Annotated in this window: 15 protein-coding genes and 1 pseudogene; 9 read left to right on the top strand and 7 right to left on the bottom strand. The window is 41.5% G+C overall.

Features of this window, described 5'->3' with window-relative positions:
• The first annotated feature begins 10 nt into the window (after positions 1–10).
• From KIT51_05335 to KIT51_05305, 7 genes and pseudogenes are all read left to right on the top strand, one after another.
• A complete protein-coding gene (locus KIT51_05335) occupies positions 11–715 on the top strand; it encodes a DUF1080 domain-containing protein (protein UYN87684.1) in 705 nt (234 codons plus the stop codon).
• Between the two features lie 54 nt (positions 716–769).
• A complete protein-coding gene (locus tag KIT51_05330) occupies positions 770–1,507 on the top strand; it encodes a DUF1080 domain-containing protein (protein UYN87683.1) in 738 nt (245 codons plus the stop codon).
• A 17-nt stretch (positions 1,508–1,524) separates the two neighbouring features.
• Entirely contained in the window at positions 1,525–2,103 is a 579-nt protein-coding gene (locus tag KIT51_05325; GenBank protein ID UYN87682.1) for a hypothetical protein, read from the top strand.
• Between the two features lie 120 nt (positions 2,104–2,223).
• Positions 2,224–4,125: an asparagine synthase (glutamine-hydrolyzing) gene (gene asnB / locus KIT51_05320; GenBank protein UYN87681.1), complete on the top strand. Its 1,902-nt coding sequence runs from the start codon at positions 2,224–2,226 to the stop codon at positions 4,123–4,125.
• A gap of 4 nt (positions 4,126–4,129) precedes the next feature.
• Positions 4,130–4,534 (top strand): hypothetical protein, encoded by a 405-nt coding sequence (locus KIT51_05315; protein UYN87680.1) that lies wholly within the window; start codon positions 4,130–4,132, stop codon positions 4,532–4,534.
• Positions 4,531–4,903 (top strand): annotated as a pseudogene (locus tag KIT51_05310) (DUF4260 domain-containing protein). The gene KIT51_05315 and the pseudogene KIT51_05310 overlap by 4 nt, the downstream one beginning before the upstream one ends.
• 27 nt (positions 4,904–4,930) lie before the next feature.
• Positions 4,931–5,503 carry a helix-turn-helix transcriptional regulator gene (locus KIT51_05305; GenBank protein UYN87679.1) on the top strand — a complete coding sequence of 191 codons (573 nt, stop codon included), beginning with the start codon at positions 4,931–4,933 and terminating at the stop codon, positions 5,501–5,503.
• A gap of 14 nt (positions 5,504–5,517) precedes the next feature.
• Here KIT51_05305 and KIT51_05300 read toward each other — a convergent pair whose 3' ends face one another.
• Positions 5,518–6,138 carry a hypothetical protein gene (locus KIT51_05300; protein UYN87678.1) on the bottom strand — a complete coding sequence of 207 codons (621 nt, stop codon included), beginning with the start codon at positions 6,136–6,138 and terminating at the stop codon, positions 5,518–5,520.
• A 224-nt stretch (positions 6,139–6,362) separates the two neighbouring features.
• On the opposite strand from KIT51_05300, the gene KIT51_05295 reads away from it, so the two are divergent.
• Positions 6,363–6,893 carry a DUF2975 domain-containing protein gene (locus KIT51_05295; protein ID UYN87677.1) on the top strand — a complete coding sequence of 177 codons (531 nt, stop codon included), beginning with the start codon at positions 6,363–6,365 and terminating at the stop codon, positions 6,891–6,893.
• Between the two features lie 3 nt (positions 6,894–6,896).
• Complete coding sequence (locus KIT51_05290) at positions 6,897–7,103, top strand: helix-turn-helix transcriptional regulator (protein UYN87676.1); 207 nt, start codon at positions 6,897–6,899, stop codon at positions 7,101–7,103.
• A 70-nt stretch (positions 7,104–7,173) separates the two neighbouring features.
• Here the strand turns inward: KIT51_05290 and KIT51_05285 are convergent, their stop codons facing one another.
• The 6 genes from KIT51_05285 to KIT51_05260 all read right to left on the bottom strand — a co-directional run bounded on the left by KIT51_05285 (position 7,174) and on the right by KIT51_05260 (position 12,287).
• Positions 7,174–8,625: an aldo/keto reductase gene (locus KIT51_05285; GenBank protein UYN87675.1), complete on the bottom strand. Its 1,452-nt coding sequence runs from the start codon at positions 8,623–8,625 to the stop codon at positions 7,174–7,176.
• A gap of 3 nt (positions 8,626–8,628) precedes the next feature.
• A complete protein-coding gene (locus KIT51_05280) occupies positions 8,629–10,110 on the bottom strand; it encodes an APC family permease (protein ID UYN87674.1) in 1,482 nt (493 codons plus the stop codon).
• Between the two features lie 122 nt (positions 10,111–10,232).
• Positions 10,233–10,472, bottom strand: a complete 240-nt coding sequence (locus KIT51_05275; GenBank protein UYN87673.1) for a hypothetical protein — start codon at positions 10,470–10,472, stop codon at positions 10,233–10,235.
• Between the two features lie 156 nt (positions 10,473–10,628).
• A complete protein-coding gene (locus tag KIT51_05270) occupies positions 10,629–11,447 on the bottom strand; it encodes a hypothetical protein (GenBank protein UYN87672.1) in 819 nt (272 codons plus the stop codon).
• A gap of 4 nt (positions 11,448–11,451) precedes the next feature.
• Positions 11,452–11,601: a hypothetical protein gene (locus KIT51_05265; GenBank protein UYN87671.1), complete on the bottom strand. Its 150-nt coding sequence runs from the start codon at positions 11,599–11,601 to the stop codon at positions 11,452–11,454.
• Entirely contained in the window at positions 11,601–12,287 is a 687-nt protein-coding gene (locus KIT51_05260; protein UYN87670.1) for a hypothetical protein, read from the bottom strand. Before KIT51_05260 ends, KIT51_05265 begins: the two co-directional genes overlap by 1 nt.
• Between the last annotated feature and the right edge of the window lie 39 nt (positions 12,288–12,326).

The raw sequence follows: 12,326 nt of genomic DNA, 5'->3' as shown, positions 1-12,326 counted from the left end.
ATACATCCTTATGAAAATAACTTCTCTTCTTGTTTCATCCATCATGCTTTTGGCCTGCGCATCAAACCAACCAGGTAGTGAAGTACAGCAGGCAACTAAAGTTGAAAGCCTCAATCTTTTCGATGGCCATTCCTTAACGGGTTGGCGCATCTTTAAAAACAAAGAAAATAATTCATGGGAAGTGGTTGATGGAACGCTGCATTGCAAACCCTTTGCCGATACCGGGGCAAATTTCCGTTCGGACCTGATCACCGAAGAACAGTTTCAAAACTTTGAACTCACATTTGAATTTAAAATAGCCGCCCAGGCCAACAGCGGGGTAATGTTTCGTGTTAGCGAAGACTACGATCAAACCTATTCTACCGGCCCGGAATACCAGATTATTGATGACACCGGCTACCCCGGCCAGCTTGCCGAAGAAAACAAAACCGCATGTAACTACGCTATGCATGTTGCCGAGAACAAAGTCCTAAAACCCATTGATGAATGGAACGAAGGAAAAATTGTAGCTGACGGAAATCATATTAAGCATTGGCTGAATGGTACCCAGGTGGTAGCGTATGAACTTTACTCGACAGATTGGACAACCCGAAAAGAAGCCAGCAAATGGAAAGATTTTCCGGGTTATGCAACCGTTAAAAAAGGTCACATCGCTTTACAGGACCACGGCAATGAGGTGTGGTTCAGGAATATCTCCATTAAGGTACTGGACTAAACCGCCATTGCATCAATAATGTTAACTTTAAGCCCACACTAACTTTCTAACCTTATGAAACCCTATTTAATTTTAACTATAGCTTTGTTGCTGGTTGTTGCCTGCCAGCAAAAAACACAAGAGACGCAACACGTTGAGTCGACAACCACAAACAACATGTTAACGGAAGAGCAGAAAGCTGATGGCTGGGTATTACTATTTGATGGTAAAACAACTGACGGCTGGCGCAATTTTAAAAGCAACACCATCGGAGCGGCCTGGGTGATTGATGATGAAGCCTTACATTTTGATAACACCAAAACCGAAGGTAAAGGCGATATTATTACCGATGGCGAATATGAAAATTTTGAACTGATGTTGGAATGGAAAATTGATTCGTGTGGCAATAGTGGAATTATATTTAACGTAGTGGAAGACGCACAATACAATTATGTGTGGCAAACAGGCCCTGAAATGCAGGTGCTGGATAACAACTGCCATCCGGATGCTAAAATTATTAAACACCGTGCCGGTGATCTGTATGATTTAATTTCCTGCTCCACCGAAACGGTAAAGCCTGCCGGTGAATGGAACCAGGTTCGTATTGTTTCCGATAATGGCAATTATCAATTCTGGCTAAATGGTACAAACGTGGTAAACTTTACTATGCATACCCCCGAGTGGGATGCCATGGTAGCCGGAAGTAAGTTCAAGGAAATGCCCGGCTTCGGCAAGGCAACCAAAGGGCACATTTCGCTACAAGATCATGGCGATAAGGTATGGTACCGAAACATCATGATCCGTGTACTGTAAAAAAAAACGATTAGCCGTTGAGTATTCGTAATGGTGTTGTTCTAATAGTAGCACTTGAACTTGTCAGTGCCGCATTAGCCATTAGTCATTTCGGCTATACAGTGGAGGGGCTTCAGGCCGTAACACGCTATTCAGGAAGGTTATCGCTGATTGTTTTCAGCTTACTTTTTATTTTACTGCCGGCACATGAATCGCGTCTTTCAGCTATCCTCTCTCCCCGGTATTTTCTCGTATTTGCACTGGGGCATGGCATTCATTTACTCCAATTGCTCACCTTTGTTTACCTGTCGGGAAATGAATTGATACCGATACGGCTGGCCGGTGGATTCCTGGCCTATGTATTGATATTTGCCATGCCATGGGTACAACAGTATTACAAAGCCGGAAAATTAAACCATCAAAAATTCTACTGGATACAATCGATTTACCTGTATTATGTATGGTTTATCTTTTTTATGAGTTACCTGCCCCGTGTACAGGCGAAACTGCCAAATGTTGGCGGAAAGTATTGGGAGTTTGTGGTATTATTATGTTGGGTGTGTATGTTGCTGGGTATGAAGCTGGCTTCGCTGTTATTTAATAGCAAACGTCATTAATTTGAGAATTCAAGGTTCAAGATTCAAGATTCAAGATTAAAAGTTTAAAGTTAAAGGTTGCCCAATACAAAGTACGTTGAACCACCATGAACCAAGAACGTTGAACTTTAAAACCACAGTATGTGTGGAATAACCGGAATATTTGCGTTTAACCTGGTGGGTAAGATGAACATGATCCATCTTACCAACGCCACCATGGCCTTGCAAAAACGTGGTCCGGATTATCAGGACATTTACCACGATCAGTTTGTTGGATTAGGGCACCGAAGGCTTTCCATCATCGATACGAGTACCATTGCCCATCAACCCATGTGGGATGAAGGCAAACGATTTACAATAATATTCAATGGTGAAATATTCAACTACCGCGAACTGAGAAAGGAACTTGAGGCCGAAGGAGTTTCCTTTTTCTCACAATCCGATACGGAGGTATTGCTAAAACTCTACATGCTTGAAAAAGAGAAATGCCTGAACCGGCTCAATGGCTTTTTTGCCTTCTGCATCTACGATAAACAGGAACAAACATTCTTCCTTGCACGCGACCGGTATGGCGTAAAACCCCTGCTCTACCTGCACGATGAGGACAAATTCATTTTTGCTTCAGAGATGAAATCCATTATGCAGTATGGAATAGAAAAAGCAATCGATTATAATTCGCTCTACACTTATCTTCAGCTCAATTACATTCCGGCACCCGATTCAATTTTTAAAACGGTTAAAAAACTTATGCCCGGACACTATTTAACAATTGACAATAGGCAATTAACCATCAGCAATTTTTACAATATTCCGTACACGAGAGAGGATTCAGAAAGAAATCCTATTGGTTATGAGGATGCAAAGGCAAAATTCAAAACATTACTGGAGGAATCTGTACAACGAAGATTGGTTGCTGATGTTCCTTTAGGCTGCTTTTTAAGTGGGGGAATTGACTCTTCTGTTATTGCCGGACTTGCCCGTAAGCACAAACCTGATCTGCACACGTTTTCTATTGGGTTTAAGGATGAAAAATTCTTCGATGAAACAAATTATGCCAACCTGGTTTCAAAACATTTCGATACAGAACATACTGTTTTCTCACTCACCAATAACAATTTATACGAACACGTTAATTCCATATTGGATTACATCGATGAGCCGTTTGCGGATTCATCTGCCATAAACGTTTATATACTGAGCAAAGAAACCCGCAAACATGCCACGGTGGCCCTATCGGGCGATGGGGCAGATGAATTGCTGGGTGGCTATAATAAGCATGCGGCACATTATCGAGTCATTAATAAAACATGGAAAGAAAACCTGGTGGCTACGCTTCAGCCGTTTTGGATAGCCTTACCCCAATCGCGTAACAATCTATTGGGAAACAAAGCTAGACAACTGGCTCGCTTCGCGGAAGGAATGAAGCTATCATCGAAAGAACGTTACTGGCGTTGGGCGGGGTTTGCTACAAAAGAAGAAACCCTTAAGCTGCTTCACCCAGATCTGCAGATAAATTTATGGATCAATGATTTCTACCCCAGACGGGCATCCGTACTGGAATCCATTCCTGATACGGAAACCATAAATGACATACTGCTTACAGACACAAAGCTTGTTCTTCCCAACGATATGCTCACAAAAGTGGATTTAATGAGTATGGCCAACAGCCTGGAGGTGCGTACACCTTTCCTGGACTATGAACTGGTGAATTTCATTTTCAGCCTACCGTATGAGTTCAAAGTCAATGGCTCTATGCGCAAGCGTATTCTTCAGGATACTTTTAAAGACTTTCTACCATTGAAATTATATAATCGTCCTAAGAAAGGTTTTGAAGTGCCGCTGTTAAAGTGGTTGCGCCATGAAATGAAATCACTGATTGTTGATGACCTGCTTTCGAAAAAATTCGTTGAAGAACAAGGGATTTTCAACTACCTTGAAATAGCTAAACTCAAGGCAAAGCTTTTCTCTTCCAATCCCGGTGATGTACACGCCCACATTTGGGGGCTTATCGTATTTCAGTGGTGGTGGAAAAAGTATAATTAACCAAATGGCTGGTGTTAAAATTATAGTGGTTGACGGAACAGAAATCCTTGAAGTCGACTATCGTGGTGCAAAGCCGGTTGAAATGATCGACATCTTTGATCAGGCAACTGAAGTACTGACCAACAATAATAAACCCATGTTGGTTATGAGTTTGCTGCAAGACGATAACTATGGAACCCCCGATTTCATTCGTCATATTGAAAAACAACTTTCAAAGCATGGGCATCTTATCATAAAGCAGGCAGTTATTGGGCTAAATCTTACCAAGCGAATATTGCTGACTGGCCTAAATATCTTCCTCCAGCGAAACTTTAAAGCATTTGACACAAGAGAAGAAGGCCTTCAATATTTACTACAAAAAAATTCCGAAGAGGATTTGCCTGATCACTTTAAGAAAAGAAAATCATGAAAAATATTTTACGCCTTGAAGAGCTTGCCATGTTTGGCCTTGCGGTCTACCTGAATTCCTTCCTGCCTTTTAAAGGCTGGGTTTTCTGGGCATTTTTTTCTGGCGCCCGATCTTGGTATGCTGGGTTATCTTGTGAATACAAAAGTGGGAGCGTTTACTTATAACCTATCACATCATAAAGGTATTGCTATTGCATGCTACTTTGCCGGCTACTTTCTGGTGATTCATGAACTTACTTTGGTGGGGGTAGTGTTATTCGGGCATAGTTCATTCGATCGCATTGTAGGATACGGTTTAAAGTACACTGATAACTTTAAGAATACACATCTCGGATGGATTGGAGGTGGAGACACAAGTAGAAAGACATAAGTAGCAAGACATAAGTAGTAAGATATTATGACACTCTACATCAAAAATATGGTTTGTAATCGGTGCATCATGGCCGTGGAGCAATTGCTCCATAAATTTGGTCACGTACCTGAAAAGGTTTCACTAGGCGAAGTTATTTTGCAAAATGATTTATCGGAAGAAAACCTAAAACAGCTCGACAGTGAATTAATAGCTTTAGGTTTCGAACGGATTGACGATCGAAAGGCCCGGTTGATTGAAGGCATCAAAAATAAAATCATTCAGCTTATTCACCATACCGACAGGGTAAATCTGAAACACAACTGGTCGGATATTCTTTCGGAAGAATTACACTACGAATACAATTACCTCAGCAACCTGTTTTCATCAGTGGAAGGTATCACGCTGGAGCAATACATCATCAGGCAAAAAATTGAGCGGGCTAAAGAATTACTTTTTTATGATGAACTAAACCTGAGTCAGATTGCCGATCGGTTAGGCTATAGCAGTGTTGCCCACTTATCCGCTCAGTTTAAAAAAGTTACAGGTCTTACACCATCCGAATTGAAAAAGTCAAGGGAGTTTGACAAAGTACGCAAGCCCCTTGACTCGATTCAATAAATAAGAATCTGAAATCAGAACTTCCCAAACTTTAAGGTAAAACTATAATTCCAGTCACTTAGGTCACTATCGGAAAGACCAACACCGTCACTGTTGTATGATCTGCGGTAACTCACACCAGGACTTAAGCGCACCCAGCGAAAGAGATTGATTTCAACCTGTGCCCCAGGCTCCATAACAAAAGACCAGCTCTGATCATAAGGTCCATGAGTAACATTCCAATCATAATTGGGATTTGACCAATGTTCATACTGGTAAGAAAAACCGGCACCGGCAAACATGGATAACACCAGGTGAACAGGCTTGTTGGAAGCGAGTACATACTCCGTCATCAAGCCGGTTTGAACATATCCATAACTCATTTCCACTCCGGGATTACTGCTAAACTCGGCTGGAACTTGAATTTTGTTGGTGGTCGAAAATCCACCTACACCAATCATTACTTTCCGGTCGATAAACACACCACCATAAGCACCAACCATATTGGCATAATCGCCACGGATAGAAGTAAATTTATTGGTGATGGCACCATAACCGGTAACACGGGAGCTCTTAAAAACGGTTTGAATTTCGCCTTGAGCTGAGGCCACAAAGGTTGCAGATAAGGCAAAAAGAAGGATCAATAGCTTTTTCATGGGTTTCTTATTTTTTGATACCATGACAATTGACCGGGGGATTACCCCTATCCCGTTTTAAATTATTTTCTAGTAGTCATTCTGCTACCCGCACGAAATCCAAAAAAGCACATTTCTGCCCTCAAAATCGGTAATTATATAATTTTATCGAAAATCATTTTATATTTATTGTTTATCAATAAATATTTACTGATATTTGAAATATTAATAACAACTCAACTTTTATGGACACAAAAACGAGAACTGAACAAATACTGGTAATCATGCGTGTACTGGCATGGATTGCATTCATTGGCCTAACGATCAAGGTAGGGGCAATCCTTACTTCTTATGCAGTAAGTTGTGTAAACCCAACAGCAGCAAAAGATTTATATAGAGGACTGGATTTCTATAAGCTCAGCCAGCATAACTTTTGGTATTACTCTCAATTTGTTTCTTTCTTAGTTGTTTATATCGGCTTGAAAGCATACATGATTTTTCTGGTCATTAGAAGTCTTTCGAAAGTAAACCTGGCAAACCCTTTTACCAACGAAGTTGCCCGTATTCTGGAAAGGATCAGTTATACACTTTTAGCAATCTGGATTATTGCCCAATTGAATAATACACACGCCAGTTGGTTACTGAAAAAAACTGATATGACACTTGGAGATCTTGCCACAGGAGAATTTCTCTTTATGGCAGGTCTTGTATTCATTATTTCACAAGTGTTTAAGCGTGGTGTAGAAATTCAATCAGAAAACGAATTAACCGTTTGAGCTATGCCAATTATTGTAAACCTGGATGTGATGATGGCGAAGCGGAAAATGTCGTTGAATGAACTTTCGGAGAAAGTTGATCTGACCCTTGCCAATCTTTCTATACTTAAAACCGGAAAAGCTAAAGCCATTCGTTTCAGTACACTGGAGGCTATTTGTAAAGCGTTGGATTGCCAGCCCGGGGATATATTGGAGTACACAGAAAAATAAATACAGAAAACTTTACAAATCCCAGGTCTGTGTCAACACAGACCTGGGATTGCTTGCCATAATAAGGCTGTTACTCAACAATGGCCTCCGCTTCCATTTCCACCAGGTACTCATCACCAATCAATTCAGCTTTCACCATAGTGTTTGCCGGTTGAATGTCCTTGAATCGCTCACCATGAGCACGGGCAATGGGCTCCCAATCATTAATGTTGCGAATGAAAATTCTTGTCCGGACAACATCGTTCAATGTTCCGCCAAGTGACTGAATGGCTCCTTCAATCTTATCGATAATAAAATGAGTTTGCGCTGCAGGATCATTTCCACACATTGCTTTTGAGCCATGCGTTGCCGTTGTACCGGAAACCAAAATGCGATTTCCTTTTCTAACCGCCCTGCTGAACCCTGCCAGATCTTCCCAAACCGTTCCGCTTAAGGCTTTGCTTCTTCTATCGCTTCCCTGAACAGCCGGATAGGGCGCTGGAAAACTTTCCACATGATGACTCAGGTCTCCCGATGCCGTTAAGAATGGCGGCTTGCGATACTCATCGCCACAATCACCAGGTATTGGCTTCAGCATGGATAGTGCAAGAGCGATCTTTCTCTTGCTTTCGCTATCCAATTCAAATGAAAACAGTTTCTCATTTTCTGTGATATGTTCACTTTGCCCTAACCGGGCGCCAATAATTACCCCGCCAACAGCCGGCTGCTCCAGCATATACTTGCTGGCAATATTGGCTATACCTACATTATATTTTTTCGCCACCTGATCGAGTGTACTCAACAAGGTTTGAAATACATCCCATCCTCCAGCAGTATCAATAAAGCGCTTGTATTTCATTTGCGACCATGTGAGCGAATCATTCAATACTGGTTCAGGTTTATTCAACCACTTCTCTGAAAGAAAACCACCGGCCACAGTACCGAATGCAAGTAACTTTACACTATACTTTTTGCAAATCTCCGCCATCCGGCCCGCGGCCCGCTGATCAAGCAGCGAATAACACACCTGATTGGAGACAACTTCAATACCACTGTTGATTACAATACTTAAGTGAGCGCTATCAAAATTGGTAAGGCCGATGTACCTGATCAACCCTTCATTCTTTAGTTCCTGCAACCACAACAAGGCATCAACCCATGATGGATGCGCATAACTCCAGGCATGAAATTGCATCAGGTCAATTTGCGCTGATTGCATACGCTCAAGCGCTCGTTCAACTGCATCACGAACTTGCTGCCGCTTAATCGTTCCAGGTGTCGGTACCCATTTGGTCAATAGTTGCGCTTTCCCTTTTGCGTATTTTGTTTGAAACACTCCGGCTATTTCTTCCGCTGATCCATAATGATCGGCCATGTCAAACGTGGTGAAGCCTGCCTTTGCATAAGCATCCATCGCGGCAGCAGCTTTTTCAGCTTCCACTTTGGTTCCATCGCGTTCGAGATCGGCTATTTGCCATAAACCGGTTACCGCCCGACAAATGGTCAGACCGGGGGCGAGTTCAATGTATTTTGATGTGTTCATGTGCTATTCCGGTGGAAGTTCAGAAAATAATTTCTTTGTGTCTACGCCTGCATTCTTAAGTCTTTGCCATTGCACATAGAAAATAAATGAAGCCATCAGCATCACGATAATCCAAACAGGCGTAGAATGAAAATACCAGGCAGCAACCGTTGATGACAGATCTTTAGTGATATGGATAATCAGAAATGATGCTAACAACACAATGCCTCCAATGGCCAATACCAATTGCAAAGGTCTTGATGTAAATATGGCAATCCGCGCAGCTAATGCCGGATTACGATTAGGAAGCCCAACAACCGAAACACACATCAACAGAAAGTTGACCAGCATGGATGTAACCATGATATCAATACCCAGAAAAAAATCTCCGGCAAAGTGACTGCCTAATATGCCGATGGAAGCCATTACCCCGCTAAGCACAATGGCGCGGTGCGGTGTATGAAGTTTGGGATGAACCGCTGAAAGTTGTTTTGGAAAGATGCCATCCTCAGCCCAGGAAAACATGAGCCGGGAAACAGAAAGAATCATAGCCGGCAAATCGTTGAGCAGCGCTATGGTCGCGCCCAACACAATAAGCACAGCCCAACCTGAAGGAAGCACATAGCTCAACAAACCAGGTGCGGTTATATCTTTCACCAGCGACTCCTGCGCAACAAAATACCAGGGCACCGCATGATACACCGAAAGGGTGAAAACGATATAGAAAAAACTTACTGTGAGTATAGCCAAACCAATAGCACGGGGTAAATTCCGCGAAGGATTTTTAGCTTCACCACCTGCTTGCGCGATAGAATCAAACCCGATAAAACTTGCGAACAACAAAGTTGATGCTGAAAGAAATGTAGGCCAGTGAAAAACCGCATCCTGCTGCACTACTTCCCTTCCCTCCTTTTCAAACAATGCTGCTGCGAAGTCCTGATGGTTAAAGCTCAATCCGGAAATCACAACAATGGCGCCCAACGCAAACATGAGCAGCATTAACGGAATGAGTGTACGCTGATACAGTTTTACACCACGGATGTTTACATATACAAACGTCCACAGAAAAAGTAACGACAGCGCAACACGCACCACACCTGTGTCTAAAAATTTTGCCACGTCAATCAACTGAAGCGCTGAAGCTACATCACGTAGAAAGGGCACAATAACATACGACACCACGCCAATAACAATGGAAAGTCCGAACCACTGCGAGAAACTGGCCACAAAACCAAGGTATGGATGCAACGCTCGGCTGGCATAAATATAACTTCCGCCAGCACGCGGCATGGCGGACGACAAGATGGTGTAGGCCAACGCTGCCAATGCCGCGGGAAAAGCGGCAAACAAAAAAGCAGGCAACACGTATGGCCCAATGCCCGACACGTTGCGTTGGATCATAAAAGGTACTACATAAATGGAAGCACCTATCATGGAGCAAATGCCAGTTGCGGTAAGGCCCAAAAGCCCTAACTGCCGGTTCAGGTTTGGTGATGTGGAAGACATATGGCCCAAACAGGAAAAGTAAAGGTTTTGTCTTCCAATCGCAATGGAATATAGATTATACGTTGGCGGGTAAACCGGAATTCCCGCACTAATCGGGTTTAAGATTTGTCAACCCATTTACTTCAATCACACGTACAGGTTTCGCATTCTTGTTTAGTTGCAAATCCGTAGTGATTGCATCCGCTATATCCAATCTGCTTACAGGAATCCCTTTTCTTATCATAAAACCATCTTTGGAAGTATGCCCCGCATTCTTCGTCATTAGGAGGTGCTTCTTTGCATAAGGAATTGGCGTTTTCACAATCCCTGCTGCATGATCCGGTCACTACGATAAATACGAATAAAATAGTTAATTTTCTCATACTTGTTTACCCCGTGCAACGTTTTCGGGCTTTGCGTTCGGGCGGGTTTCGGAGCACTAAACTGTCTGCCAGCACTGAACTTGAATAGAAGCACAAAGCTCCAAGTTTGCACATCACCCCGCCTGACGCAAAACCCGTGTTGGTGGCTGGCATTCTTTAGTTCTTTGCAAATTCGTTCCATAAGTTAAATTTCTTAGCGTTTGTCAGTAACTTATTCCATTCGTTTTCATCTGTCATTGGTGCGACAATTGTAAATTCGTCCACAAGTTTCCAATTTGAAGGCAACATTGTATTTAAAATATCATTTGTTATCATAATCGGTTGCTTGTCTGATGTATGTAACAAAATGTAGTCATACTTGTCAATGATATAGTTGGTTTCGTTTGTCAGAAGTTTCATTACTTTCTTGTCATCTTCTGAGTTCCTGACTTGCATAATGTTACCATAGTCAAAGTTTGGTATTTGATAATTTACAGTCAAGATAATCTCAAACATCTTGTTTTTTAGTTGTTCGCCTTTAAGTCCTTTGAATTGCTCGTGCAATCTTTTGCCAAAATGAACTTTTCTAACAGGTCCATAAATAGCAATATTTTCGTGTTCTCTTGATAATACTTGAATGGTTTCGCAGTCGTGAATTTCTGCTTCAGCTATTCTGTCGTTGTCAAAAATGGGGAAATCAGAAATTTGTTCTTCATCTTCGTCAATGATAATTCCATTTGTCAATGCTATAATTTCTGCTACAATTTTATTTGTTAAATCGTAGTCGTGTTTATTTGAAAGAATAGTGTTTCTAACTTCAATGTAGTCTTGTTCAAGAGTAATATCAAAACCTCGTGTAGATTTTCCGTCAATCCAAAAGTAAAATACGCCTTCGCCTCTGTCTTCGTATGTTGCACCATCAATGGTAGAAACGAATTTGTCAAGTCTTGAAATGTCAAGAGGTCGCTTGTAAATGATGTTATGTATTAGGCTCATTTTTTTAATGTTTATTGTTACTGTCGGTGTTGTCACTTATGCTTGCCACCAACGTTTTGGGTTTGTTTAGTGGCGGATAAATCCAACGGATTTTTCCGCCTACACGAATATAAATAAACTTGTTGACACTACTGGCGACTGTGTCGCCCGCCATTAAACAAACCCGGTGTTAGCGTGCGTTTTTTTCTCAATTGCTTTTTTCAATAGTCCATTTTTTTCTTCCAACGTCAAACTATCTAAATACGCCTTTGATGCTTCGTCTCTTTTTGAAATTGTCTTGGGCAATATATACTTTATAAGCTCTAAGAATTCAAACAAGTCTTTACTACTTAACCCATATTGTCCAATAATCTCGTAGCTTAATTTCATACTTACATCTGATTCATGAATATTAAAGTTCGCACTTGCATAAATCTTTTCGCTATTTGATACTCCTGCGTGAGCTAAGTATTCATTCCTAATGTCCATTAAGTTTTTGTGAAGTTGTTTAAATGAAGTCTGGTGTTCTCCAAAACAGTCACGACTTTCCAACTTAATTCCCCGTCCGTCAGTCTGTGTAAAGCATCTTGCATAAGTTATGATGGATGAAATGAAAAGACTTCTCTCTGTCAGCTGGTTAACTCTGTTATTTTGTCCACTTTCTTCAATCACCTTTGCTTTTAAGTCTAGTAGTAAAGAGATAAATTCTCCAACCAATTTTAAGTCGAACGTAATAGATGCATAACCCTTGTATCTTTTAATTCTCTTATCGTCAAGGTCAATTGAATAGTCAAACTCATTGTTAGATTGTCTAACACTCTCAATTATTTCATTCAATTTATCTATCTCGTCACTGTCCATAAAAAATGCACGCTAACGTTTGTGTTTGTTCATTGCACA

Source organism: Cyclobacteriaceae bacterium, from assembly GCA_025808415.1.
Classification (GTDB): Bacteria; Bacteroidota; Bacteroidia; order Cytophagales; family Cyclobacteriaceae; genus UBA2336.
The sequence above is the reverse complement of the archived record's forward strand: the minus strand, read 5'-3'. Positions and strand labels throughout refer to the sequence as shown.